The organism is Bradyrhizobium sp. SZCCHNGR1005 (assembly GCF_032489995.1).
Lineage (GTDB): Bacteria > Pseudomonadota > Alphaproteobacteria > Rhizobiales > Xanthobacteraceae > Bradyrhizobium.
In genome coordinates, this window is the sequence record NZ_JAUEZC010000003.1 from 221,752 (window position 1) to 248,647 (window position 26,896).

A 26,896-nucleotide genomic window follows, 5' to 3' on the forward strand; every position below is an offset into this window, starting at 1 on the left:
GATCGTCGCAGATGCGTGCTAGAATTGAATTTTTATGTGCCCCTCGACAGAGTGATCCTGGGCGCTCGTCGAAAGATTGCCGCGATAGGATACTCCGATAACAGCATTCGCGCTTGTGCGGAGATCCAGTGCGGTCTGCACCAGGGCGGCGTCCCGGGCGAGTGCCAGCCCGGCGACGTCGAATCCAGCACCCGTGCTTCTGAAACGCAGGTCATCTTCCGGCTTGAGCTGGCCGAATCCGTGTTGCCAAGCAAGCGACGCTGAAGGCTTGAGCGCCATGCCGTTCGACAACGCGATCACCGCCGACGCGCGCGCTCCGATCGCGGAGTAGCCCACATCCTCCTCGCGGGACGAGCCGGAAAGTGCGGCAACGCCACCGACCTCATCGAAGCCATTGGCATGGAGATGAATCCATGACCAACCTGCGAATGGTTCCACAAGAGCATCCGCGAGATTTAGACCATACCCGATCTCACCAAATAATTGTGAGCTGAGCGCGCCATAGCGCCCGGTCGCCTGTTCGAGAAAACCCGGATAGCTGATCGCGCGAGCGCTCCCAATCGTGCTGAAGCTCAGAAGTGCCCCTGATCGGATCTTCCAGGCCCCCACGCCGAAACCTGAATAGACGCCCAGATATGCGCTATCCACATCGGCCGAGCTCGCACGGACATCGATGCTCGTCCTCGAATTGGTGTAGCCGACTGCGACGCCTGCCCGCCAGCTGTCGCCCAGCCTCCCGTCGACTCCGCTGAAGAAACCGCTCAGGCGTCGGCTCATACCAGCAGCATTCCCATCGCCGTGAAGCGCGCCCCAAGCCCCCACTCCCTGGGCCCACCAGGCAATGTCCCACGATGTGGACGCGTTGGCCAACGACGGAATGCTGTCGGCCCGGAAAACGCGCCTGCCCGTATCGGCGTAGGCCAGATCTTTCGACGAGGATGGATCGAGGTCGCCGTAGGCCACCGCCGGACCTTCGGAGCCGAAACTCGCAAACGGCCCAAAACGGTCCTCGAAGGAAGTTTGACGCAAGCGTCCGAGGACGGCGTCCCGGGCGTAATAACCGTCTTCGACAACGGACGTCCGTGCGCTGGCATGAAGTTCGCCCGACAGCGCGTCGAACGCCTGCTGCGCGCCGGCCGTCGTCTGGAAGATCACGCTGCCGAAAAGCGGGCTGTCCGGCGAACTTTGCTGGAGAGCCGTGGCTACGGCCATTTGGTTTGCCGTCCGCGCGACGCTCGGAAAGAACGTCGACTGGGTCAACGAAAGGAACACGTTGTTGGCATCATAACTCAGGCTGGGAAACAGGAACGCAAAATTGCTGCTCACCCCAGAGAAGGCACCACTGATGCCATTGGCTGCACTGAGGATGGTGTAGGTGGTACGGAAGGCATAGGTACCGGTTTGCGGCAGGACGACGACATTGCCATTGAGGCTTGCCGCGCCGGTCGCCACGATCCGATCTGCGACCCCGCTGGCGTTGGCCTCGACTTCGTAGGTGGAGCCCGAAGCAAAGGATACGTTGCCGGAGACATTGAGCGTTCCGATCGAGTTGCCTGGAGCAACGACTCCGCTGCTTGCGACACCGAGGCCACCGATCGTGCCACTGCCCATGAGCCGGGCCCCGGAGTTGACGAGCACGGACGATGCAAGCTCCCCCGTGACGTCCAATATCCCGCTGTTGACCAGCGTCGGACCGGTATAGCTACTGTGTCCGTTCAGGATCAGCGTCCCGCTGCCGTTTTGCTCGACGGCACCCGAGCCCGAGATCGATCCGCCGAAGGTGTAGTTGTCGGAACGATTGAAGGCCAAGATACCGTTGTCGGTCACGTCGCCGGCGATCGAGCCGCTTGTGCCGCCATTGCCGAGTTGCAGCGTGCCGGCACTGACGGTGGTGCCGCCCGTATAAGTGTTCGTGCCGGTGAAGATGGTCGTGCCGGAGCCAAGCTGTTGGAACGCTCCAGTCCCCGAAACGATACCGCCGAAGGTGTAGCTGTCGGAACGATTGATCGCAAAAATGCCGTTGTTGCTGACGCTGCCGCCGATCGAACCGCTGGTGCCGCCATTGCCGAGTTGCAGCGCGCCGCTATTCACGGTGAATGAGGCGTTTGGCATGTCACCATCGACCTCGAGCAGACCACCATTCACGCTGAAGCTGGAAATGAGAGAGTTAGTGCCGGTAAGGGTCCAGTGGCTGCTGCCCTCCTTGAGAAACGTCCCAAAGCCCTGATATTGCAGGCTGGAGCCGATCGCTGCGACGTTGAAGCTCGCGGTGCCGGTCCCGCCCAGCGCGAGGGTATCGCTGCCGCCGCCGAGAACGTTGCCGTTGATCACAGCGGTTGGATCAAGCTCTAACCTGTTCCCCGAACCGTGAAATCGAACTGCACCAGCAGCACCGCCATTAAGCGTACCAGCCACGGTCAGAGTGGTGGGGCTGACGACGAGACTCGACGTATCAATGGCGAAACTATTCGCCCCCGTACCATTGGAGGTCACGTGGCTTCCGGCATTGACCGTAATCGCAATCGATCCGCCTGTTCCACTTCTCGCATAGATGCCCCGGGCATTGCTTCCGGTCACGTCGCCGGCGACAGTAATGTCTACTGCGCCGTTGCCATCACTCTGCGCAAATATCCCGGTCTCCTGGCTGCTCACGATCGTTCCGGCGGCTGTCGTCACCGTGACATTTGCGTTCCCTCTCGCGAGGAGGGCGAAATCGGTGCCCGTCGTGCCGGCAGCCGTGACGTCGCCATTGGCCGTCACTGTCGTCGATCCAGTGCCGTAGTTGCGGCTCAGAATGCCGTATCGGGCGCCACTGACGCTGGAGCCTGCGCCGGTCGTCACGCTCAGATCGGTGCCGAAATTGATCGCCACGATTCCGCGCGAGACCGCGGTTGTACCCGTGCTGGCGACATCGCCATTGGTCGTGATGCTGAGCGCGCCGGTGCCCTGGTTGCGGCCCCGAATGCCGTAATTGAGGGCGGTGATATTGCCGTTGGTATTGACTGTGATGCTGCCCGGAACGCCGGCTGTCGTGGTCATATTGAGTCCGTTACCGTTGGTCGCGGTAAACGGAGAGAAGTTCGTATCGGTGTATGAAAGGTCGCCGGCGCCAGTGATCGTCAGGGCATTCGAGGAAACGGTCGTAATGCGGAAGCCCGACAGCGCAGTCACATGAGCGTTGGCGCCCGAAATCGTCTGGGCGGTGCTGGCCCCCGAACATTCCCAATTGGAGCCCCCCACGTTGGCGCAAGCAGAGTAGGCCCGGCGACTATAGCCGAAGACTGCGCCCATCAGCATCGAAGACGACAGCACGAACTGCCGGCATAGAGACCGATCGGACAAGCGCCGCCCTCCTCCTTTGGGGTGGGAAATTCAACCTTTATATGTCAAAACTAAATAGACAACCAGTAAACGATTCCATATCGACCAGAGGGTCTTGAGCGGTCCCGCCTTTTCGAGGCGCTCACCTTGGACGCGCTGAAGAGGCCCTATCTCTTGTCGGGGTTCACTGCCGTTTGGAGCAGCGTCCATGGGCCATCGTGACGACACACCGACATTCGAATCAAACGAGATTCTGCCCGCCGATCGCGCTCCCGCGGACCAGGGCCAAGCTGGCACGCAGGCAATTCGGTATTCCATGTCGCCCGGACTGCCCGACTTTCTCGGTTCTCACCGCATCGCCATCGCAGGTTCGTCCTATCAATCCGGCAAGTTCTATCTGCTTGGCCAGAACGCCGACGGCGGGCTCTTGGTCCATGAGCGCCTCTTTCACAAGGCCATGGGACTCTGCATCGCGGACAGAGACACGATCCTGCTCGCCACGATGTTCCAGATCTTGAAGTTCAAGAACGTACTTGCGCCCGGGCAACGGATCAACGATCTGCACGATGCCTGTTATGTCCCGCGCCAGATCTTCACCACCGGCGAGCTCGATGCTCATGACGTCGGGGTGCTGAGCGATGGCCGCATCGTCTTCGTCAACACGCTTTACAACTGTCTTGCCTCTACATCGGAACGGCACAGCTTCACGCCGATTTGGAAGCCTTCCTTCATTTCGAAGATCGTCAAGGAGGACCGATGTCACCTGAACGGACTTGCCATCGAAGACGGCGTCCCCCGCTACGTTACGGCGATCAGCAGGTCGGACACCGTCGATGGCTGGCGCGACCGCCGCGTCGATGGCGGCATCGTTGTCGACGTGCATTCCAATGAGATAGTGATCGGCGGTCTCTCGATGCCTCACTCTCCCCGCCTTTATCGCGGGAGGCTATGGGTGCTTAATTCGGGTACCGGCGAGATCGGATGGATCGAACGATCAGCAGCAGGCGCAAAGTTCCACGTCCTGGCGTTTTGTCCCGGCTTCGTGCGCGGGCTCGCGTTTTTCGGCGACTACGCCTTCGTTGGCTTATCGAAGCCTCGCTACGAGCGTTTCGAGGGTCTCGCACTGGATCGCAGGTTAGCCGAGACCGATTCCGAACCATGGTGCGGAATCCAATTGATCAATCTCGACACCGGTACCTGCGAGAACTGGTTTCGAATCGATGGGGCAGTAACCGAATTCTACGATCTAGGCGTGGTGCCGGACGTGGTACGACCAATGGCGATCGGCTTCGCCACCAATGAGATCCTCGACTTCATCACCCACGATCCGATTGATCCCGCTCAGCGCGCTTAACCCACCGCCGAAGCGACCGCTTGGGATTGGGTCCTCGCGCCACGCATCAAGTTGCGAGCCAGCCGGGAACGCGCGCTGGCCGAAGATGGCGCGCAATTTTGCCCGTCGTGCCAATGTGTCGCACGATTTTCGAGTTGCGTCGTCGGGCAAATCACCGGCAGATTCTCCTGCGTCTCGGCCCTTTCAAGAGGGGCGCATCGCGATCGTCACGAGTGTTGGGTCCGGGATGCGATGGCTGCCGTTTCATCAGGCGCATTTGCGCAAGACGACTGATGCGACGGCGGACGGCGAAATCGTGTGGTCCTGATACCCCGACGCTGGTATCCCGCCCAACGCGCCTCGCGCGTTGTCGCGGACGCGACGAAGCTTCGCTTCGCGCGGATATGGTGGCCAACAAGCCCGGCGCACCAGGGAGATCACGTATAAGCCGTAAGCCCATCGCGCAGGGAAGGCCGGAGCATCGGCTGAAACCTGTGGTGACCGCCGCGTGCATTTTCTTTCGCACGCGGGCCATGGGTATCAGCGGATACCCGGCCTTCCCTGCGCCCTCTTCATTTCAGAGGGCGATGACGACCAGCACGGCTCGGACATTTGTGTCGCGAGATCGTGGACGTGCGTCTGCTCGGCTGTTTGACAATTGAAATCGCAACATTGATTGCTCGTCAGCGCGAGGAGCGAAGCGACGAACAATCCAGATTATTTGCTCGGCCTCGATTGCTGCGCGTCGCCCGCAATGGTGATGTTCTCACTTCCCTGTCCACACCGGCTTGCGCTTCTCGGCGAAGGCCTTCAACCCTTCCCTGGCGTCCTCGGTCATCGCCAGCAGCGCGATCTGGCTTTCGGTGTAGGCGATCGCTTCGTCGAACGACATCGCGGCGATCGCGCGCATGGCATATTTTCCGCGGCGGATCGCGGTCGGCGACTTGTCGACGATGCGGGAAATCAGCCACTCGACCTTGGCATCGAGTTCAGCCGCAGGCACGACGTAATTGAGCAGCCCCGCGGCCTGCGCGGTCCTCGCATCGAACGGCTCGCCGGTCAGCGCCCATTCGTTGATCAGGCGCGGCGGCGCGATCCGCTGCAAAAGGCTCAAGACCTGCATCGGGAACACGCCGACCTTCACCTCGGGCAGGCCGAAGACGACGTTGTCGGCAGCCACCGCCATGTCGGTCATGCAGAGAAGACCCATGCCCCCGGCCATGCAGACGCCGCCGACCCGGGCGATCGCCGGCTTGGTCGCATTCTGCGACAGCCGCAAGAGGTCGGCGTAGTCGACATTGGGCCGGGAGAAATCCATCGCGAACGCCGCACCGGAGTTCTGCAGATCGGCGCCGGCGCAGAACGCCTTCTCGCCCGCGCCGGTCAGGACGATGATGCGGACGTCCGGATCGTCATGGGCCTGGCGATAGCCTTGCGCGATCCCGGCGATCACCTCGCCGTTGAGCGCGTTGCGCTTGTCCGGACGATTAATGGTGATCCAGAGAGCCTGTCCGCGCTTGTCGAGGATCACGCTTGGCGTGTCGGTCATGGCCTTGCCTATCTGCTGCTATCCGGAAGCGGAATTGTCGCCGGATAGCGACATCGAGCAAGGAAAACTTGCGCCAGGTCGCCGCGGGCCGACCGATCTCGCGCTGGCCGGCGCGCCAGGTCGGGCGGCCGCGTTCGAACCGGCCGTCGCGCAGGAACGCGATCGTCTGCCGGAGCGCGGCCGGGTGCAGCAGCAGGCCCATATGGGAGGCCTTGACCGTGGTGTGGTCGGCCATGTCGGCGAGCTTGCAGCTCTCCACCGACACCCGGCCGTCATTCGGCCAGGGCAGCAGGAACAAGGCCGAGATCGGATCGAGAAAACGGTTACCGGCGATGACGCCGACCTCGTAGTCGAGCGGCGGCAAGGAGGCCAGGGTCACGTGCTGGGTGGTCAGCAACTGCAGGCCGGCGGGGCCGAAATATCTGCGATAGAGCGCGATGTCCTTCAGACGATCGGCGATCTCGCTGCCGCCATTCGGAGTACCGAGCATGACCACGCGGCCGAGCCGCGCCGGCCGGTGCCTTGCGATGTAGACCCGCGCGAGCAGCCCGCCCATCGAATGGGTGACGAAATGAACGGGCCCGCGCAGGTTCGCCGCAAAGCCTGCGATCGCCGGATGGATGTCCTCGGCGAGCTCTTCGAGCGGCTTCTTGCGACTCTCATAATCCAGATTGAGTGTCGCAAAGCCCGCGCGCTGCAACGCTCTTTCCAGCCGTCGGAGCATCAAGGAGCGGCCGGCGATGCCATGCAGCAGGACCACCCCCGCGGTGCAGGGGCTCTCCTGTCGATCTCGTCGGCGCAATGATGCCATTGATGCCATCAGGCGACTTCCCGCTCCACCGGCTCAGGCGTAGCGCTGCCTGCAGCGGACTCCGCGAGCGCCTTCGCCGCAACATAGTCGGTCTTGCCGCTCCCAAGCAGCGGCACCTTGTCGACCACCATCACAGTTGCGGGAACGGCGAGCTCGGGCGCGCCTTGCGCCTTGGCCTGGCGTTGCATCGCGCTGCGCTCGGCTTGCTTCTCCGTGGTGAGCAGCACGATGCGCTCGCCCTTGCGCTCATCGGGAATCGACACCGCGACCGAGGTCGCCTGCGGCCACACCGTGGCAGCGATCTGCTCGACCACCGACAGCGACACCATTTCGCCCGCGATCTTGGCAAAGCGCTTGGCGCGGCCCTTGATGGTGATGAAGCCCTGCGCATCGATGGTGACGATGTCGCCGGTGTCGTGCCAGCCTTCGGGCAGAGCTTCCAGCACGCCGGGATTTTCGGCGCGCAAGTAACCGAGCATCACGTTCGGACCGCGCACCGACAGTCGGCCGCCCTCCTCGATCCCCGGCACCTTGTCCAGCCGGTATTCCATCAGCGGCGACAGCCGGCCGACGGTGCCGACGCGATTGGCCATCGGCGTGTTCATCGCCAGCACCGGCGCGGTCTCCGTGACACCATAGCCTTCGAGCACGCGAATGCCGTAGCGCTCCATATAGACCTGCCGGGTGCGGTCCTTGACCGGCTCGGCGCCGGCGATCACCAGCCGGAGCGTGCGGAAATCGTAGGAATGCGCCGAGCGCGCATAGCCGGTCAGGAACGTGTCGGTGCCGAACAGGATGGTGGCGCCGGTCTGATAGATCAGCTCGGGCACGATCCGGTAATGCAGCGGCGATGGGTACATATAGATCGGGATACCCGCCAAGATGGGCATCATCATGCCGCCGGTGAGGCCAAAAGAGTGGAACACGGGCAGCACGTTGAAGACGAGGTCGGTGGCGTTGGCATCGACGCGGGCGAGCGCCTGCGCCGCATTGGCCAGGATGTTGCGGTGGGACAGCACGACGCCCTTCGGCGTGCCCTCCGAGCCCGAGGTGAACAGGACCACGGCCGGATGGCTGGCATTGCGGGCGACGCGCGGATGAATGCCGTCGGCGAAACCCTTGATCTTGTCGAGGAGACCGACCGAAGCTCTGATGTCCTCCAGATAGACCAGCCGCGCCTGGCCTTCGATCGCGGCGATCAGCTTGTCGAGCTTGCCCTTCTCGATGAAGGCGCGCGAGGTCAGCACCGTCGTCACCTGCGCCGCCTTCATCGCGGCGAGCACGTTCACGGGGCCCGCCGAAAAGTTCAGCATCGCGGGCACCCGGCCGATCGATTGCAGCGCCATGAACACGACTGCAACGCCCGCCGAGTTCGGCAGCAGCACGCCGACATTTTCGCCGACGATCGTCCCCTGTTCCAGCTTCCGGCTCAGCACCTGGGCGCCGAGCAGCAGCTTGCGGTAGGTCAGCTTGGTGCCGAGCGGATCCTGGATCAGCACCTTGCCGGTGTCGCGGTCGCGATAGGCATGCGCCAGCGCCTCGAACAGCGTCTGGTCGAGCATCGCGTTCTTGACCATCGCATCGATCATGACGTCCTGCAGCGCAGCTCCTGCCGCATTGCGCCGGGTCTTTCCTTTGAGAGCCTCGTCGACCTCGAGCTTCACCGGCGGCAGGATCGTAACGGTCACCTTCGGGAACCAGGAGCGCTTGATCTGGCCGTGCTTGAGATAGCTGAGATGCGAGCGCTGCGCGCCCTCGATGCGCACCGGCACGACCACCGCATCCGCCTTGTCGGCGATCATCGCGGTGCCATCGTAGACCTTCATCAACGAACCGGACACGGTGATGCGCCCCTCTGGAAAGATCACCACCGGCTCGCTCGCTGCAACCAGCTTGATCAGATCGCGCGCGCCGAGCGGCTTGGTCGGATCGATGGTGATGTGACGGACCATCTTCAGGAAGATCTTCGCCCACCATGCCTGCGCAATGCCCGTGTCCACCGCGAAGGTGGCGTCGATTGGCAGGATGGCGTGCAAGAGCGGCCCGTCGATCAGGCTGACATGATTGGGCGCGATCAGCATGCGCGTTCCCGCGGCCGGCAGGTTTTCCAGGCCTCTCACCTCCGTGCGAAACAGCGTCCGGAACAGCAGCGCGCCGAAATCGCGCACGCCTTCCTTGCCCCATTTATTCAGCACGAACCAGACCGAGCCGAAACTGGCCAGTGCCAATCCGAAAAAGATCCAGGCAATCGAGAGGCCCGCTGCCTGCAGACCCGCGACGAACAGCGAGCCGACCACCATGAACGCCGCCTGCAGGATATTGCCCGCAGCGATCACCCGCGCGCGTTCGGAGGGTGCCGACCAGGCCTGCACGGCCGCGAACGCCGGCACCACGAACAGGCCGCCACCGAAGGCGAACAGCGCGAAGTCGATCACCATGCGCAGGCCGGCCCAGGAGCCGATGAAGGCGAGCGGCGTGATGTCCTTCGCGGTTTCGGTCGTGCCGATGGCCCAGGACAGGTCGAGCCCGAGCGCGCCCATGATGATGGCGCCGATCGGCACCAGCGCCAGGTTCGGCCTGACATGGCTGAGCTGGGCGGCAAACAGCGAGCCGATCGCAATGCCGATCGCGAAGATCGCAAGGCAGAGCGTGACGACGCCCTCCGTGCCGCCGACGACACCCTTGATCAGCGCTGGCAACAGCGACAGCACGACCGCGCCGGCAAGCCAAAACCAGGACACGATCACCATGCCGTCCCACAGCCGCGGCTCGGCATAGAGCGACTTCAGGAGGTGCGAGGTCGACGTCCACGGATTGGCGGTGACCCGCAACTCGGGCGCGGACGGCGCGGTGTGCGGGATCTGCGCGGCAGAGGCCCACGAGATCAGCGCGAGGCCGATGACCGCGAGCGACACCCAGCCCATATGCGAAGATCCGGAGACCAGCTGGCCGCCGGCGATGGTGCCGATCAGGATCGCGAGGAAGGTTGCACCCTCGACCAGCGCGTTGCCGGTCGCCAGTTCGCCGACAGTGAGCTGATCCGGCAACATCGCGTATTTCACTGGCCCGAACAGGGCGGCGATGATGCCGAACATCCCGAGCGCGACGAACAGAAGCGGGACCGAGTGCATGAAGAAGCCGAGCGCCGCGAAGCCGGCAGCAAAGATCTCGGCGAACTTCAAACGGCGGGCCACGACGCCCTTGACGTATTTGTCCGCAAGCTCGCCGCCGAGACCGGACAGGATGAAGAAGGGGAAGATGAAGACCGCACCCGCGACCGTGACCAGCGCATCGCCATGCGCGGCGACCGCGCCATAGAGCAGCATGATGACGAGCGCATTCTTGAGGACGTTATCGTTGAGCGCCGAGCAGAACTGCGCCCAGAACAACGGGGCAAAGCGACGCGACGACATCAGCTGCTTGATCATTGTCATTTCCTGGTGTGCTGCGGGCGACGCCGCGAAACGGGATGCTGTGAACGTTGATGATCAAAGGAACGACTTTCCGGGCTTACAATGCCCGGGCTCGATGACGGACGCGCAAGCAAGCCGGGCTCGACGATGCCACGAAGCGGTGTGCGAAAGCCTTCGCCGCGGCCCGCGAACTGCTCAGCGGGCGCGGGATGTTGGGACATGGTAACCGGTTGTTTGCGCATGAGAGATGGATTTGAAGTTGTCAGGTCAGTTGGCTCAGATAGTGAAAGCAGCCCGACCGAGCGCGGCGGCGGGATCGGTGCCCGTCCCGAGCCGCGGCTCGATACAGCCCTGCGCCAGCCTGCCGGTCGGCGCGCCGCGCGGCCATGAGACCGGCGACATCGCAGGCCTCGGCGACCCGCTCGATCGGAGCCGTCACAATGTGAGACACGATCCGGCTGAAACCGTTCACCAGAGCGAGGGTATCGGCTGCAAAAAGATGCGGGATGCGGACGACACGGGTTTGCATCGTGGGAATCTCCAGATTTGAGCGCTGCTCAAATCTATTTACCGCTAAATTGAGCAACGCTCAAGAGATTTGTTTCTGCAATAGAAGATCGCCTAGCATGAGCGCGGCTCAGCGCGCAGGCGCCGGACGAAGTCGAGCCAAGCCGTTGAATAGAAACTATTTTTTTGAACTAGAAGTGACGAGCCTTGCTAAATCACCGCCTTGCGCAGCCAGACCTTGTTGTCGTGGAACGCCGCACCGCCGATCGGGGCGACCGTATCGGCTCCCGTAAGGCTATTGATGCCGCGGCCGCCGATATGAGCGCGATTGGGGTGAATCGATTCTGCGATCAGCACGCCGCGTCGTACGCCCTCAAACAGGCGCGCTGTCAGCGTGGTCTCACCCCGGGCGTTGCCAAGCGTCACCGCCTCGCCGTCGGCGATGTCGAGCGCGGCCGCGTCCAGCGGATGGATCATCACCGAGGGCGCCCCTTCCCTCGCCTGCGAGGACGGCGTTTCGTTGAAGGTGGTGTTGAGGAAGGAGCGCGACGGGCTGGTCGCTAGCCTAAACGGATGGTCCGCATCGGTCTCCTCGGTCACCGCCCACTGGTCCGGCAACGACGGCATCCGTCCCGGGTTGCCCATGATCCGGCCGAAGGGCGGGCGCGTCCAATCCGCCCTGAAATGGAACTTGCCGTCCTTGTGCGCGAAGCCGTCGAGATAATGCGAGGTGCGAAAATCCGGCTGCAGATCGCGCCAGATGTCGGCTTCGAGCCCGGCGATATCGCCGTGTCCGCTCTTCTTCAGAGTCACGTCGATCAATTCGCGCGGCGTCATCTCAAAACCAGGATGAACGGCCCTGAGCCGCCGCGCCAGCCCCTGTAAGACTTCGTGGTTCGAGCGGCACTCGCCGGGCGGCTCGATCAGCTTCGGACCGACCGAAATGTGCTGATGGCCGCCGCCGTAATAAAGATCGTCGTGCTCCATGAACATCGTCGCCGGCAGCACGATGTCGGCCATCTGCGCGGTCTCGGTCATGAACTGCTCGTGGACCGCAACGAACAAGTCTTCGCGTGCAAAACCCTGCCGCACCAGGTTCTGCTCGGGCGCGACGGTCACCGGATTGGTGTTCTGGATCAGCATCGCCCTGACCGGCGAACCGCCGCACAGCGCCTGGCTGTCGCCGGTCAGAATGCGCCCGACCAGCGACTGATCCAGAATGCGCGTTCCGTGATCGATCGCATCATGGCCTTCGATGATGGATTCGTCGAATCGCCAAAGCGCGGCGTTGTTGAAGAAGGCGCCGCCGCCCTCATATTGCCACGCACCGGTCACCGCGGGGATGCACGACGCCGCATGCATCTGCGTGGCTCCATTGCGGCTGCGGGTGAAGCCATAGCCCAGCCGGAAGAAGGTGCGCTTGGTCTCGCCGACCGCGCGTGCAAACGCCTCGATCTCCGCCACCGGCACACCGCAAATGGAAGAGGCCCATTCCGGCGTGCGCGTCTTCAAATGCGCTTCGAGTTCTGCCGGACAGTCGGTGTAACGGTCCATATAAGCGCGATCGGCATAACCGTCGCGAAATAGTACGTGCATGACGCCGCAGGCAAAGGCGCCATCGGTGCCCGGACGCAGAATGATCTTGATGTCAGCCTGCTTCATCGTGTCGTTGTCGTAGATGTCGACGGCCGCAATCTTCGCACCGCGCTCCTTTCGGGCGCGAGAGGCATGGGTCATGACGTTGACCTGCGTGTTCACGGGATTGGTGCCCCAGATCACGATCAGATCGGAGACACCCATCTCCCGCGGATCGACGCCGGCGATCTTGCCGGTGCCGACGGCAAAGCCGACGCGTGCGACATTGGCGCAGATCGTCGAGTAGAAGCGCGAATACTTCTTCACATGGGTCAGACGGTTGATGCCGAGCCGCATGACCAGGCCCATCGTGCCGGCGTAGTAGTACGGCCATACGGATTCCGCGCCGAAACCGCGCTCAGCTCCGATAAAGCGTGCTGCAATCTCGTCCAACGCCTCGTCCCAGGAGATGCGCGCGAACTGGCCGGAGCCCTTCGGACCAGTGCGCCGCAGCGGATGCATCAGCCGCTCGGGATGGTGGATGCGCTCGGCATATCGCGCAACCTTGGCGCAGACGACACCGGCCGTATAGGTCTGCCGCTTCGAACCGCGCACCCGACCGATCGTGTTCCGATCGAGCACCTCGACGTCGAGTGCACAGGCCGACGGACAATCATGCGGACAGGTCGAATGACGGATCTGAATGCGAGGCTGCTGGTTCATGCCGTGATTGTTAACACCGAATTTCGTCTCGACCGAGTGCATTCGCGAGGCACTCGCATGAACAAAACGCAGGCGTCGTCGCGCCTACGACTCGGAACCTCGAACGAGGACATGTAGCGCGGGAGCGTACATCGATCATTGCGTCGCAGCGTCCAAGTCGGCGAACTGGTCGAGCGCTCTCCGGCCACCTCAACGCCCAACGCGCTGCCGATCACACATTTCGTGGTGCCAGAGGCAAGCTGCACAAGCCTCGGTCGACGCGCAGAGCGGACATCGAGCATGGCCTCCCGTCGAGCAAGGCTTCCCGAGACTGGAGCCGACGGTGCACATAGCGCCAAGCACGACTCGATTCTCCCAGAAATCGAACAGCCCGCAGCCGTCGGCTCCCATTCCCTCCAGCCCGCAAGGGTGGTGATTTTCGTTGCCAAGCGAAATTCATATACTAATATATCAATTGAGGAAACGCACATGATCGCCCGAGCGCCAAGGAAATTGGCCCCTGCCCCACGACCGATATCCGCCCGCGTGCGCCGCAACGAGCGGCCGCGGGGAACGAGGGCATCGTCCCAGATCTACTCCGATCTGAGGGCAGAATTGGTTTCGCTTGCCCGCCGCCCGGGCGAGATCATCTCGGAATCCCAGATCGCGACGGCCTATGGCGTCAGCCGAACCCCCGTTCGCGAGGCGATCCTGAAGCTTGCGGACGAGGGACTCGTCGAAATCTTCCCACAATCCGGCATTTTTGTCTCACGCATTCCGATCGCGGCGCTGCCGGAGGCCATCATCATTCGGAAAGCGCTGGAGGAAACCACTGCGCGGATGGCTGCCGAACGCGTGACCTCGAGTCAGTTGTTGAACCTGCATGCGATCCTCGAGCGACAGCGCGAGGCCGACACAGCGAGAGATCGCGAAGCATTCCACCAGGCAGATGAACTCTTTCATGCGGCCATTGCAGAGATCGCCGGCTACCCCGGAATCTGGACCCTGATCCAGCAGGTCAAAGTCCATGTCGATCGCTATCGCAGGCTTACGCTGCCTCAGGCAGGCCGCATGACCGAGGTGATTGCGGAACATGAGCCGATCCTGACCGCAATAGAAGCTCGCCACCCGAACGCCGCTCAGCTTGCGATGGCGCGCCATCTGGATCGTCTGCTCGGAGATATTTCCGCCATCCAGACGGTCAATCCGGAGTTTTTCGACCGATCGACGTAAGTCTCACGTGCCGAGAACCGCGAATCCAATGATTGCGGCTCAAACACCATAGTCCTGGGAGGGACGCCATGAAACGACGCGACTTCATCAAGCTGAGCGTTGGACTGACCACTGCAGCCACGCTCCCCCCACTTTCATCCGCGCTGGCGCAGTCCAAGGCGATTCTCAAGACCTCCGACGTGCAGCCTCCCGGCTATCCCACCGTCGCCGCAACAGAAAATCTCGGAAAGAAGCTGGCAGCCGCGACCAACGGCCGTCTGTCGATCCAAATGTATCCGTCCGCTCAACTCGGCGGCGAGAAGGAGACCATCGAGCAAACCCAGATCGGCGCGATCCAGATGTTACGCGTCAGTGCGGGCGCGCTCGGCCCCATCGTCGACGAGATCAACGTCGTCAACATGCCCTTCCTGTTCAAGAGCATCGAACATTCCGAGAAGATGATGGACGGCCCGGTCGGACAGGATCTTCTCGACCGGATCAGCGCCAATCCGAGCGCAAATCTCGTGGCGCTGTGCTGGATGAATTCGGGCGCGCGGAGCATCTACAACACCAAGCGGCCGATCAAATCGATCGAGGATATCAAAGGACTGAAGATCCGCGTGATCGGCAATCCGATCTTCATCGACATGATGAATGCCCTCGGCGGCAATGGCATAGCCATGGGATACGATCAGGTCTTCAGCGCATTGCAGACCGGCGTCATCGATGGCGCCGAGAACAACCCGCCCAGCTATGTCTTCTCCAACCACTATACGGCGGCGAAGTATTACTCGCTCACCGAGCATCTCGTCATTCCAGAAGTGCTCGTCTTCTCCAAGAGAGCGTGGACCTCGCTCTCCCCCGACGATCAGACCCTGATCAAAAAATTCGCCCGCGAGGCCCAGATGGAAGAGCGCGAATTATGGAAGGCCTATGAGCGTCAGGCCATGGAGAAGGCCAAGGCCGCCGGCTGCGAGATCAACGAGATCCCGGACAAGGCGCCGTTTCAGGCCGCGGTGAAGCCGGTGTGGGACAAATATGGTCCCAAATATCAGGAGATGATCAAGCGCATCCAGGCGATCGCGTAAGGCAACGCGGGCATTGTTTGCCAAAAAGACAAACAAGGAGAACGAGCTATGGCCGCTCTATATCGGCGGGCAATGGATGCACTTTATCTCGCCTGCGTGATCGTCGGTGCCACGGCATTGGTGCTGATCTCGGCTGTCATCCCGTATGCGGTTTTCACCCGCTACGTTCTGAACAGCGCCGCGTCATGGCCGGAGCCTTTGGCCGTGTTGCTGACGATCCTGTTGACTTTCATCGGCGCGGCGGCGGGCTACAGGCTCAATCTGCATATGAGCCTGTCCTACTTTGCCGATCAGCTGCCGACGCCTTGGCGTCGGGGTCTCGACGTCATCGTGCAACTACTGATGGCCCTCATTGCGATCTTCATGATCGTCTGGGGCGAGCGGCTCGTCGAGGTCACCTGGCAGAACACCATCGCCGACTTCCCGTTCCTCTCGGTCGGCGTGACCTATCTGCCTATCCCGATCGGAGGGCTCTGCCTGCTCTTCTTCATCATCGAGCGGATATTCATCGGCATTCCGCCCGATCCGATCCCCCATAGCGATCGCGCGTCCTTCGATTAGGTCCGCAGAGAGAGATCCATGGATATTTTCATCCTGCTCGCGACGATGCTGGTCTGCTTCTTGATCGGAATGCCCATTGCGTATTCGCTCGCGCTTGCGGCCATCGTCGGCGCGCTCTGGATCGGCATTCCGCTCGAAGCGGTGATGCTGAAGGTCTCCGATGGCGTCAGCAAGGTCGCCATGCTGACAATTCCGTTCTTCGTGCTGGCAGGCGCCATCATGGCGGAAGGCGGCATGGCACGGCGGCTGGTCGCGTTCGCCGACGTGCTGGTCGGATTAACGCGACTTCGCGGCGGATTGTCGATCGTGAACGTGCTTGCGACCACATTCCTGAGCGGCATTTCCGGATCTGCGGTGGCAGATACGTCTGCGATCGGCTCGGTGATGATTCCTCAGATGGAGCGCTCCGGCTATCCGCGGGTGTTTGCCACCAATCTCACCATCAGTTCGTCCGTGCAGGCGCTGCTTGTGCCGCCAAGCCACAACGCCGTGCTCTATTCACTCGCAACCGGCGGCACGATCTCGATTAGCGCGCTGTTCGTGGCAGGCGTCTTTCCGGGGCTGCTGCTCGGCTTCTCGCTGATCCTGCTCTGCCTCGTGATCGCCTACCGCGAGCGTCATCCGACCGGGCATGTGGTGGCCACAAAGGATGCGATCAGGATCACGATCGACGCCGCCTGGGGGTTGATCACTCTGGTCATCATTCTTGGCGGCATCCTCGGGGGCGTCTTCACCGCGATCGAGGCCGGCGCGGTTGCCTGTCTCTGGGCTTTCTTTGTCACGATGTTCATCTATCGCGATTACCGCTGGCGCGATCTACCGGTTCTGCTCCACCGGACCCTACGCACCATCGCGATGGTCATGACCCTGATCGCCTGTGCCTCCGCCGTCGGCTACATCATGGCGCTCACCCAGATGCCGGCGAAGATGACGCAGTTCTTCCTGTCGATTTCGAGCAACAAATATGTGATCCTGTTCCTGATCAACATTCTCCTGCTGCTGCTCGGCACTTTGGTCGACATGGCGCCATCGATCTTGATCGCCACGCCGATTCTGCTTCCGGTGATGCAAAATTTCGGCGTCGATCCGGTTCATTTCGGAATGATCATGCTGCTGAACCTCGGGATTGGCCTGTGTCACCCGCCTGTCGGAGCCATCCTGTTCGTCGGCTGTGCCGTCGGCAAGGTGAGCATCGAGCAGGTCATGCGCCGGATCTGGCCATTTTACGCCGTGATGTTCCTGGTGCTGATGGCGGTGACCTACATCCCTCAGATATCGCTGTGGCTGCCGCGGCAGGTGCTGCACTGACACTGTGGCTCAAGATATCGCGACCATGTTGCGGGCGCCTTGCTGGCAGCATCGTCTCGGCCTTAGTGTCGCTCCCGATACTGCCTGAAACAAAACGCTGACGGCCGGCGCCGAACGCACGCGAGGGGCAGTGGTGCCGATAGAGCTTAGGGCGGTTCGATGGCCCGCAGACCGATCGACACGTCGGGCCGTTGCAGAACGATGTGCGAACCGGCCCGCCCGCCATCCATCCGAAGATCCGACACGTTGATCAGCAGCAGGGCCTCGCGGCCATAGATTATCGGGGGTTAAGTTCTGCTCACGGCCGAGGTCGGTTGCGCTGCGGCAATTTCCGTGACGCTTGCTGATCTCGCAAGCGGCGCTACAATGAAGAAAAACAAGTGAAATTCCAGGGAGAGAAATATGACGAAGGTTTCCCGCATTGCATTATCGTGGTCGGGGTGCGGCTTGCTCGCGCTGAGTGCAGCTGGTTTTCTGGGCGCGGCCTTGAGCCCTGCCAGGGCAGCCGATGCGCTTAAAATCGGCGTGATCGCAGAAGCGCAGGCCATCGCCGGCGCGTCCATCCCGCAGGCGGCGCAGATGGCGGCCGATGAGATCAACGCCAAGGGCGGTGTCGATGGGCGGAAGATCGAGATCGTCACTTATGACAATCACTCCTCCTCCGCCGATTCGGTTCGCGCGTTCCAGCGCGCGGTCAACGAAGACAAGGTCAATATCGTCATCGCAAGCTATATCAGCGAGGTGGTGCTGGCGCTTGAGCCCTGGGCGTCCCGGCTGAAAACGCCGTTCATTACGCCGGGCGCGGCATCGAACGAGATCAGCAAGAGCGTGCATGCGGACTACGAGAAAAACAAATATACCTTTCATGGGTACCTGACGTCTGCGGCACTCGCGCAGTCCGTTTGCGACGCGGCCAAGGAACTCCTGGTCGACGGCAAGCACATGACGTCGGCCGTCATCATGAGCGAGGACGCCGCCTGGACCAAGCCGCTCGACGTTGGCTACGAGGAATGTCTACCGAAGATCGGGCTGAAGGTCCTCGACCACATCCGCTTCTCGCCTGACACCACCGACTTCACGCCGATCTTCAATAAGATCGAAGCGGCCAAGCCGGACGTGATCATCACCGGCATCTCTCACGTCGGCGTCCAACCCACCGTGCAGTGGAAGAATCAGCAGGTGCCGATCCCGATGTTCGGAATCAGCTCGCAGGCGACCAACTCTACCTTCGGCAAGGACACCAATGATGCCGCCAACGGCGTGCTCTATCAGGGTGTTTCCGGCACCGGCGTGGCCGTCACCCCGAAGTCCGTTCCCTTCTCGGAGGGCTTCAAGGCCAAATACGGCAACTACCCTTCTTACGCCGGTTACACGGCCTATGACGAGGTCTACTACATTGCCGACGCGGTCAAGCGGGCGGGCTCGACTGATGCCGACAAAATGGTCGAAGCGCTGGAGAAGACCGACTGGGAGGGGACGATCGGCCGCGTGCAATTCTACGGCAAGGATGATCCGTTCACGCATTCGATCAAATACGGCAAAGGCTTGATCACCGGGCTGATGCTGCAGTGGCAGGACGGACAGCAGGTTGCGGTCTGGCCCAAGGAGATCGCGAAGTCACCCATGAAGTTCCCGAGCTTCATCAAGGTCACCTCGAACTGATATCCAGCGCTATCCCGCTCCGATCGGGGCGGGACATTTTTGCCTCTCCTCTTGAAGACAGCTCTGCTGTCTCAGCCCAGGTCCATGCGTGCACTCCAGATCCTGATCGACGGCTTTGCCGTCAGTGCGCTCTATGCGCTAGGCGCAACCGGATTCACCCTGATCTTCGGTGTATCCGGGGTGCTTAACCTGTCCCACGGCGCCATCATGGTGCTCGCTGCCGTGGCGGCCTGGGCCGCCGCGAGCATTCTTCATACCCGCACCTACGCCGGCGCATTGATCGGCATCTTGGCCGCACTGATCGCGGCCTTCGCCACCTATTTTGCGGTCGTGCAACCAATCCAGCGGTCTCGGCGCATTCCGAATGAAGAGAAGGAGATCTTTGTCCTGACCGGGACCCTGCTCTGGGGCATCATGATCCAGGAGCTGATTGCCTATTTCTTTACGAACAATGCCAAAACCGTGTTGCCGATCGTCGAGGGCGTGGTCGATATCTTGGGCGTACGAACACCCAGCAATGAGATCTTCACCGCCATCGTCTGCTGTCTGGTCATCGCGCTACTCTGGGCGTTGGTGAATCGGACCCGCACGGGAAAGGCTGTGCTCGCGGCGTCCATGAATCCGCGCGGCGTGACGCTGCTCGGTCTCGAACTGACCAACATCTATATCGTGGTCTGGGCGATCTATGGTGTGCTGGCCGGCATCGCCGGCGTGCTGCTGGGGATGTTTCTTGGCGTCAGTTCCTATAGCGTCGGTCCGTTGACGGCGAGCGCCTTTTCGATCGTGGTGCTGGGTGGGCTCGGCAGCGTATCGGGATCCTTGATCGCCGCTTTCGTCGTGGGTTATCTCGAGACCTTGACGGCCTACCTGGTCTCGCCCGCTTACCGCACCATCCCTGCTCTGCTGCTCCTCGTTTTCGTGATGTATATCCGGCCGCAAGGCCTGCTCGGGAGACGATGAGCATGTCGGGATTCTTCACATCACGCCTGTTCGTGATCTCGCTCGTCGTCGTTCTCGTCGCAGCAACCTTGCCGCTCTACGTCTCCGGCTACGTACTTGGCCTGCTGACCGTCGCTTATTACTTCGGTGTTTTCGCGATGGCTTGGGATCTGCTGTTCGGCTTCGCCGGCGAGGTCAATTTCGGCCCGACTTTCCTGATCGGCGTCGGCGCCTATACTGCCGGCATCGTCAACAACCAATATGGCTGGTCGGTTTACGTGTGTATCGTGCTGGGAGCCATCGCATCGGTCATCGCGGGATTTGTCCTGGCGCTGCCGGCGCTGCGAGTCCGCGGTCCCTATTTCGGCCTAACGACCCTGGTTGCCGTGCTGATGCTGCAGAATTTTGTCGTAGTGTTCGCCGACCTTACCGGCGGTGAGATCGGCTTGACGATCCCCGACGTCATTACCATCAGTGCCAATGCCAATTACTGGATCGCTCTCGGATTCATGACGATCAGCGCGGCGATCCTCTATGGACTGTCGCAATCGCCGCTCGGCCTGGTGCTGCAGGCCAGTGGACAAGACCCTGTTCAGGCGGGCGCGCTCGGCTTCAATATCGTGAAGCACAAGCTGTTCGCCTTTATCGTCAGCGCGTTCTTTTCCGGCCTATCAGGTGCGCTTTTGGTGTTCTACTTCGGCACCGCCTCGGTCGGAACCGTGGTCGACGTCGCCGTCGGCGTCAACGTGATTGTCGCCGCAGTGCTTGGCGGCCGACGGACCGTTCTGGGAGCCGCGCTCGGGGCAATCTTCCTGATCGTCGCCGGCGAGTTTCTGCGACCAACAGGAGAGCTCGCAACCTTTATCGTGTCTTTCGTGGCGCTGCTGGTCGTCCTGTTCTTCCCGGGCGGCTTCCTCGGCGCGGCCCTGTCTCGGGAGGCGCGCTCGTGACGGATGCAGGCACAACTTCGACGGCGCCCCTTCAGGTACGCGGCCTCGTGAAGCGCTATGGCGGATTGACCGCGGTGAAGAACCTCAATTTCGATCTGCATGCCGGACAGATCCTGGGGCTGATCGGGCCGAACGGCTCCGGCAAGTCGACGGCAATGAAATCGATCATGGGGATCGAACGGCCGACCGCCGGTGAGGTCATTTTCCAAGGAGAGAACGTCGCGGGTTTGCCGGCGCACAAGATCGCGCGAAAAGGCTTCGGCATGGTGTTCCAGCATTCGCGACCGCTGAACCGACAGACCGTTCTGGAAAACATATTGGTTGCGCTGCTGCCGGACAGCCTCTTGATGCTGTTTCCGGACAAGCAACTGACCGAACGGGCCAAGTGGATCGCGGACCGCGTCGGTCTTGGCGCGGTCATGAACCGGCGCCCGCCGACGTTGCCCTTTGCCGACCTTCGACGTCTTGAACTCGCGAAAGCGATCGCGCGCGAGCCCAAAGTCGTGCTCGTGGATGAGCCGTTCGCTGGCCTCACGATGGCTGAGGTCGGCACCTTCTCGGCTTTGATTCGTAGTTTTCGCGACGAGGGCCGCGCGGTGCTGCTGGTCGACCACAATGTAAAGAGCGTGGCAGCGCTGGTTGACCAAGTGCTCGCGATGTATCTTGGGGAAGAGATCGCCTTCGGGCGCGCCGAGGATGTCATGCGTAACGAAACGGTCCGCCGGGTTTATCTAGGTGGCGCGATCGAAACGTCAGCGCGCCCCGAGGTCAGCTTCAAGGACAAGGTCCCAGCATTGGAGGTGAAGAATCTCAGTGTCGTCTATGGCAAGGCCCAGGCCCTGGACGATGTCTCGATCCACGTCCATCATGGCGAATTCGTTTCCATTGTCGGTCTCAACGGCGCCGGAAAGACCACGCTGTTCAACGCCATCTCTGGCTTCCTGCCCTATAGCGGCGACGTCATTCGTGACGGCGCCCCGTTGCGCGGGATCAGCCCGGCGCGGATCGCGCGCGAGGGCATCGTGCAATGCCCGGAATCGCGCGAGCTGTTCGGCGAAATGACCGTGCGCGAAAATCTCGATCTCGGAGGCCAGCATCTTTCAGATCAAGAGCGGGCTCAGCAGCTGAGTTGGCTATTCGAGCTATTTCCGATTTTGAAGGATCGACAAAGCCAGCTTGCACAGACGCTTTCTGGAGGCGAGCAGCAAATGCTGGCCATCGGCCGCGCACTGATGATGCAGCCCAAGGTCCTGATCCTCGACGAACCGACGCTCGGGCTTGCGCCCGTCATCCTCGAGCAACTCTCCAAGGCTCTGGAAAAGCTGCGACAGACGACCCCGATCACAGTCGTCTTGGGAGAACAGAACGTCACCTTCGCACTTCCGCATGCGGATCGGGTCTATGTATTGGAGCACGCCCGCATCGTCTGGGAGGGCGATCCCGGCCGCTTCGCACTGGAAGCCGGCGCGGGCTATTTGTAATAGTCCGCGCTTACGCTTCGTGCTCTGAACCGGCCTCGGCCAAGGCCCGGAGCGGCTCCGGATTCAAGAGGACGATGGCGCCATGCTCGAGCCGGACCCAGTTGCGGGCTGCCCAAGCGCGCAGCTGCTTGTTGATACTTTCCCGGGTCATGCCGACCATTTCGCTGATTTCCTGCTGGGTGATCGCAATGGTCCGGCTGCCAGGTTCGAGCTTGCGCTTCTCGGTCAGGCCAAGCAGGGCGCTTGCGAGACGACGAGGCAAATCCTGCAGAATGAGCTGCTCGACCTGATCGCTGGTCCAGCGCAATCGATCGCACAAGAGCTCAATGAACTTCATGGCGAGTGCAGGCTGGCTTCTCACGAACGGCAAAAAATCGCGGCGATCAATGACAAAGATCTCGCAATTGGTGTTGGCCGTCGCATCGGCGGTCCGCTCCCCGCCATCGAGCACGGCGACCTCACCGAACAGTTCACCCGCGCTGATCAGGTTCAGGATTGCGTTCCGGCCGTCCGGCGACGACACGCTGATCTTGACGGTGCCGCTGATGACCGCATAGAGGCTGTTGCCCGAATCGCCTTTGGAAAAGATCGCGGCACCGCGCCTCAGCGTGGTGGGCTTGGCGTACCGACAAAGCTGGTCAAGCGCATCGGCCTCCAGGTCACGAAAAATCGGATGCTGGCGGAGCACAGAGAGTTTGCCGCTTGCAGAAGGCCGAGAGACCCCCTTCTTTTCGTCAATCACGCCGTTCCTCCAGCATCGGATCGCCGACCGGAAGATATTACCGTGACGCTGGCGGGGTGCTGACCCAAGGACGCAAGACAGGACGATTTGGTCACGCCAACAGCCATCGAACAAGCGGGAGGAAGCCGAAACTCTCAGGCCAGCAAGAGTGCCTGTTCGTTCCGCCTTTCGTACCGCTTCGGAATACGACAGATCGGCACAGGGAATCCGCCACAGTACAGCCGAGACCAAAGTAGTAAGCAATATGCCAGACACCTATAAGATGTCTTCTCGACAATGTCGATGCTGCTCCGCAGGCTGCGAAGGCCTCCTTAGGCGGCTGATGCCCGGCCAGGGCAGTCCTGCACCATCTCAGATGCGCGCTACGAGCGCCTATTTCCGACCTGAGATATCCTTCTTCAACTTCAGCGGGCTGGTCTGCGAATCGGCCCAGGCCAGCACAGCAGCGAACGCCACGAACACGGCCAATACGGCCAGACTGACCACCAAAGCGTCGAAAGGCATGCCTCTCCCTCCCCTTGAGTTTGGAGCATTGTCCTTTCGACAGCCGCTTAGGTCTTTGATCCGGATCAAACCGGAGCCAGCCGTCCCCCGCCCGATCAGGCCGCGGCGAGCGCTTCGGCGCGGGCAGGATCGCGCAGGCAGACGCCTCCTGGCACGATCTCGATGATCCCTTCTCTCTCGAGCTTGGTGAACGTCCGGCTCACCGTTTCGATCGTCAGGCCGAGGTAATCTGCGATGTCCTGCCGGCTCATTGGCAAGGGAACGATATCCGATATCCCCCTGAGTTCGGCGAGACGATCCCGCCAGCCCACGAGGAAGATGGCGACCTTCTCCTCTGCCGAACGACGTCCAAGCAAAACCATGTGGTCACGGGCTTGATTCAGCTCCTGGACGGTCAGATCGTTCATGCGCCGCAACAAGTTCGGCTTGTCGTCCGCAAAACGCGCGAACGGTGTCTTGGCGAACTGGCAGACTGTTACCGGACCGATTGCATCCGCCGAAAAGCAGTGTCGCTGCTCGGTCGTCATGCCTACGAAGTCGCCGGGAAGGGCGAACCCAACGATCTGCCTTCGCCCGTCGGGCAGAAGCTTGTAAAGTCGTACCACTCCGTCAAGCACATTGTAGAAATATGACGTCGTATCTTCCTGCGTAAATACGGTCTCACAGCTCGCGAACTGAACCCGTCGGCTCAGTTGTTCGAACTCCCGCATCTCCACCTTGTCCAGCGACGCACAGAGGCTGAATTGCCGCACAGCGCAGTCGGTACAGGCCTGCCCATTCGGGTCGACCGCAACCAGGGACATCTTCATGCATTGCTCCGAACGGCCGAGCCACCAACGTTTGCGGCATTCTAACCGATCATCCGCTCGGCAGTTGATGCAAATCAAATCGCCTCGCGTTGGGCCCAATATCTTGAGTTGAGGCGACCCTGCCGCCAACGGATTGCGAATGCTGCGCCTCACCTCGTGTCAGATTCTTCTGACCCTTGCCCTACTGTCTCCGGCTCTGGCTGCCCACACCGCGGAGCAACGCGGACGGACCTATGCGCAAGCCCATTGCGCAAGATGTCACGCGATCGGCAGGACGGGCGACAGCCCCCTCAAACCCGCGCCGCCCTTCCGCACGCTACACCAACGCTACCCTGTCGAATCGCTCAGCGAGGCCTTGGCGGAAGGAATTGTGACCGGTCACCCTGTGATGCCGCAATTTAGGCTCGCACCGGAGCAGATTCACGACTTGCTGTCCTATCTGAAGACCCTCGAATAACAGCGAGGAGTACGAAGCGCCCTCGCTGCCGTCTCATGATGCGGGCTTCGGAAGCAAAGCGCTAGCCCCCGAGCAAGTCCGGTCTAAAGCGCCTGTGTCGTCCACGCGATAACATCCTTGGCGAGACGGCCAAACGCGCCGTCAAAGCCGGAAACGGCCGCCGCCGGATCGAGCTCGCCGACTTTTTGGCTTTGCTCGAACAACCGCGAAGCGATCACCTTTCCATTCTTGTCGACCAGTCGTGCGGATACGCCGATTTCGGCGACGGGCTCGAGCTCGGTCGAGATCCGGAAGCGTCGGACATCAATCAAGAGCTGATAATCCGGCTGGCCGACGTCGGTACTCCGGAGCGGCGCGTGCGCGACGTCGAAGTTCTCAAAACTATCGATCAGCCGTGCCTGCAACAGCTTTGGAATGCTGTCAGCCCAGAGAAACTCGGCAAAGGCCGGATAATCTTTAGCCGGGAAGAACAGCATGCGCTGCGTCTGCAGCATGGCAACGGCCGTGGGTTCCGGGATCGCCAGCTGGCCTTTCCATATCTTGGTAGGACGCCCAAGATCACTCGGCGCCTGCAGATCATAGGTCACCTTCTGGGCTGGTGTGCCACCTCCGGTCAGCTTCTCAAGCCCGGCGACGATACCATCGAGTTTCCCGGTATTGCGCGCCAGCCCATCCGAGAACGTTTTGAAATTCCCGATGGTGTCCTTCAACGGTCCGGCATTTTCAGCGAGCACGGCGTCGACCCGGCGCAACGCATCCCTCGCAGCCTGCGTCATACTCTGGCCAGCTCCTGGCTCTGCGATCAAGGTCGGGATTGGACCGGACACCGTTACGAGCGTACCGCCCTCCAGGGCGATCACCGGAACGCCTGTCAAGCCCTGGAATTCGAGACCGACTTTGGTGTCCGCCCGGACCGGCGTCGCAGAAGCTACAGAGATCGTGGCGTTGACACGGCGTGGGTCCTCCGGTGCGAGCCCCAACTGGGTAACCTCTCCGACGCGGATCCCATTGAAGAGAACGGCGGCACCGACGAGCAATCCTGGGACCGAGCCCTCGAATTGCACATGATAGCTGGTCCGAGGCCCCAGTCCGCCGGTGTTGTTGAGCCAATAGACGAAGCCAAAAACGGCGACAATAGCGGCAAGAACGAAAGCGCCAATCACGGCAAAGGGAGCGCGGGTTTCCATCTCTCAACTCACTTTCGGTTGCAGCATCTGGGAACGCTTGCCGTGAAAATAGGCCTTCACCCAGGGATGCTCTGAAAGCAACAGCTCGCGCATCGGCCCGACCGCAACGATTTTGCCATCCGCAAGCGCCGCGACTCGATCGCAGACGACGTTCAGGCTCGCAAGATCATGGGTGACCATGAAAACCGTCAATCCCAGAGTTTTCTGCAGCGTCTTTATCAGCGCATCAAAATCGCCCGCCGAAATAGGATCGAGGCCCGATGTCGGCTCATCAAGGAACACGATTGCGGGATCGAGGGCGAGCGCGCGCGCCAGTGCAACACGCTTGGTCATACCGCCCGAGAGTTCAGCTGGAAATTTTTCGCCGTCCTCCGGGGTCAGGCCAACCATCTCGAGCTTCGCCGTTGCGATCTCATCCATCAATGACTGCGACATTTGAAGACTTTCCCGCAGCGGGAATTGGATATTTTGCCTGACGGTGAGCGATGAAAACAACGCTCCCTGCTGAAAGAGAATGCCCCAACGTCCCGCAACATCTTCCCTGTTCTGCCGCGCAGCAGCGCCGACAGGGATTCCCATCACTTCGATCGTTCCGCTTCGGCGTGGGATCAGACCGATGATCGTACGCATCAACACCGATTTGCCTCCGCCCGACGCACCGACCAGACCGAGGATTTCCCCCTTACGCACATCGAGTGAAAGATGGTCGAGAACGATCTGCCGTCCGAAGCCGACCACTAGATCGCTGACGTGAATGGCGACGGCTACTGCACTCTGCTCCATGG

At 61.4% G+C, this 26,896-nt stretch carries 20 protein-coding genes and 1 pseudogene; 11 read left to right on the forward strand and 10 right to left on the reverse strand.

Going from position 1 to position 26,896, the window contains the following annotated elements; translation table 11 throughout:
* Positions 1–18: 18 nt before the first annotated feature.
* Entirely contained in the window at positions 19–3,342 is a 3,324-nt protein-coding gene (locus tag QXZ85_RS13255; RefSeq protein ID WP_316174289.1) for an autotransporter domain-containing protein, read from the reverse strand.
* Positions 3,343–3,637: 295 nt separating this feature from the next.
* On the opposite strand from QXZ85_RS13255, the gene QXZ85_RS13260 reads away from it, so the two are divergent.
* A complete protein-coding gene (locus QXZ85_RS13260; RefSeq protein WP_315729617.1) occupies positions 3,638–4,675 on the forward strand; it encodes a TIGR03032 family protein in 1,038 nt (345 codons plus the stop codon).
* Positions 4,676–5,420: 745 nt separating this feature from the next.
* Here the strand turns inward: QXZ85_RS13260 and QXZ85_RS13265 are convergent.
* The 3 genes and pseudogenes from QXZ85_RS13265 to QXZ85_RS13275 all read right to left on the reverse strand — a co-directional run bounded on the left by QXZ85_RS13265 (position 5,421) and on the right by QXZ85_RS13275 (position 10,442).
* On the reverse strand, positions 5,421–6,203 hold the full coding sequence (locus QXZ85_RS13265; RefSeq protein WP_315741911.1) for an enoyl-CoA hydratase/isomerase family protein: 783 nt from the start codon (positions 6,201–6,203) through the stop codon (positions 5,421–5,423).
* A 76-nt stretch (positions 6,204–6,279) separates the two neighbouring features.
* Positions 6,280–7,014, reverse strand: a pseudogene (locus QXZ85_RS13270) (esterase/lipase family protein); the annotation flags it as partial.
* Positions 7,015–7,022: 8 nt separating this feature from the next.
* Positions 7,023–10,442 carry an acyl-[ACP]--phospholipid O-acyltransferase gene (locus QXZ85_RS13275; protein ID WP_316174292.1) on the reverse strand — a complete coding sequence of 1,140 codons (3,420 nt, stop codon included), beginning with the start codon at positions 10,440–10,442 and terminating at the stop codon, positions 7,023–7,025.
* Between the two features lie 232 nt (positions 10,443–10,674).
* On the opposite strand from QXZ85_RS13275, the gene QXZ85_RS13280 reads away from it, so the two are divergent.
* Positions 10,675–10,977, forward strand: a complete 303-nt coding sequence (locus QXZ85_RS13280; protein ID WP_315704496.1) for a hypothetical protein — start codon at positions 10,675–10,677, stop codon at positions 10,975–10,977.
* 167 nt (positions 10,978–11,144) lie between these two features.
* Here the strand turns inward: QXZ85_RS13280 and QXZ85_RS13285 are convergent, their stop codons facing one another.
* Positions 11,145–13,232, reverse strand: a complete 2,088-nt coding sequence (locus tag QXZ85_RS13285; RefSeq protein WP_315729620.1) for a molybdopterin oxidoreductase family protein — start codon at positions 13,230–13,232, stop codon at positions 11,145–11,147.
* 525 nt (positions 13,233–13,757) lie between these two features.
* On the opposite strand from QXZ85_RS13285, the gene QXZ85_RS13290 reads away from it, so the two are divergent.
* From QXZ85_RS13290 to QXZ85_RS13325, 8 genes are all read left to right on the forward strand, one after another.
* A complete protein-coding gene (locus tag QXZ85_RS13290) occupies positions 13,758–14,444 on the forward strand; it encodes a GntR family transcriptional regulator (RefSeq protein WP_315704950.1) in 687 nt (228 codons plus the stop codon).
* A 68-nt stretch (positions 14,445–14,512) separates the two neighbouring features.
* Positions 14,513–15,511: a TRAP transporter substrate-binding protein DctP gene (gene dctP, locus QXZ85_RS13295; RefSeq protein ID WP_315727712.1), complete on the forward strand. Its 999-nt coding sequence runs from the start codon at positions 14,513–14,515 to the stop codon at positions 15,509–15,511.
* A 48-nt stretch (positions 15,512–15,559) separates the two neighbouring features.
* Positions 15,560–16,072: a TRAP transporter small permease gene (locus tag QXZ85_RS13300; RefSeq protein ID WP_315729621.1), complete on the forward strand. Its 513-nt coding sequence runs from the start codon at positions 15,560–15,562 to the stop codon at positions 16,070–16,072.
* An 18-nt stretch (positions 16,073–16,090) separates the two neighbouring features.
* Entirely contained in the window at positions 16,091–17,380 is a 1,290-nt protein-coding gene (locus QXZ85_RS13305; RefSeq protein ID WP_315704500.1) for a TRAP transporter large permease, read from the forward strand.
* A 402-nt stretch (positions 17,381–17,782) separates the two neighbouring features.
* Positions 17,783–19,042, forward strand: a complete 1,260-nt coding sequence (locus QXZ85_RS13310) for an ABC transporter substrate-binding protein (RefSeq protein WP_315704501.1) — start codon at positions 17,783–17,785, stop codon at positions 19,040–19,042.
* A gap of 84 nt (positions 19,043–19,126) precedes the next feature.
* The gene (locus tag QXZ85_RS13315) at positions 19,127–20,002 is read left to right on the forward strand and encodes a branched-chain amino acid ABC transporter permease (protein WP_315768552.1); all 876 of its coding nucleotides are present in this window, start codon (positions 19,127–19,129) and stop codon (positions 20,000–20,002) included.
* Positions 20,003–20,004: 2 nt separating this feature from the next.
* The gene (locus QXZ85_RS13320; protein WP_315704503.1) at positions 20,005–20,931 is read left to right on the forward strand and encodes a branched-chain amino acid ABC transporter permease; all 927 of its coding nucleotides are present in this window, start codon (positions 20,005–20,007) and stop codon (positions 20,929–20,931) included.
* Complete coding sequence (locus tag QXZ85_RS13325) at positions 20,928–22,412, forward strand: ATP-binding cassette domain-containing protein (RefSeq protein WP_315729622.1); 1,485 nt, start codon at positions 20,928–20,930, stop codon at positions 22,410–22,412. The genes QXZ85_RS13320 and QXZ85_RS13325 overlap by 4 nt, the downstream gene beginning before the upstream one ends.
* Positions 22,413–22,422: 10 nt before the next feature.
* Here QXZ85_RS13325 and QXZ85_RS13330 read toward each other — a convergent pair whose 3' ends face one another.
* The 3 genes from QXZ85_RS13330 to QXZ85_RS13340 form a co-directional block, all read right to left on the reverse strand.
* Positions 22,423–23,154, reverse strand: a complete 732-nt coding sequence (locus QXZ85_RS13330; RefSeq protein ID WP_315729690.1) for a Crp/Fnr family transcriptional regulator — start codon at positions 23,152–23,154, stop codon at positions 22,423–22,425.
* Positions 23,155–23,526: 372 nt separating this feature from the next.
* Complete coding sequence (locus QXZ85_RS13335; RefSeq protein ID WP_315704505.1) at positions 23,527–23,658, reverse strand: hypothetical protein; 132 nt, start codon at positions 23,656–23,658, stop codon at positions 23,527–23,529.
* A gap of 95 nt (positions 23,659–23,753) precedes the next feature.
* Entirely contained in the window at positions 23,754–24,467 is a 714-nt protein-coding gene (locus tag QXZ85_RS13340) for a helix-turn-helix domain-containing protein (RefSeq protein ID WP_315704506.1), read from the reverse strand.
* A gap of 139 nt (positions 24,468–24,606) precedes the next feature.
* On the opposite strand from QXZ85_RS13340, the gene QXZ85_RS13345 reads away from it, so the two are divergent.
* Positions 24,607–24,924 (forward strand): cytochrome c, encoded by a 318-nt coding sequence (locus QXZ85_RS13345; protein WP_315729623.1) that lies wholly within the window; start codon positions 24,607–24,609, stop codon positions 24,922–24,924.
* 83 nt (positions 24,925–25,007) lie between these two features.
* Here the strand turns inward: QXZ85_RS13345 and QXZ85_RS13350 are convergent, their stop codons facing one another.
* The gene (locus QXZ85_RS13350; protein ID WP_315704508.1) at positions 25,008–26,111 is read right to left on the reverse strand and encodes an ABC-type transport auxiliary lipoprotein family protein; all 1,104 of its coding nucleotides are present in this window, start codon (positions 26,109–26,111) and stop codon (positions 25,008–25,010) included.
* Between the two features lie 3 nt (positions 26,112–26,114).
* Positions 26,115–26,894 (reverse strand): ABC transporter ATP-binding protein, encoded by a 780-nt coding sequence (locus tag QXZ85_RS13355; protein ID WP_315704509.1) that lies wholly within the window; start codon positions 26,892–26,894, stop codon positions 26,115–26,117.
* Positions 26,895–26,896 lie beyond the last annotated feature (2 nt).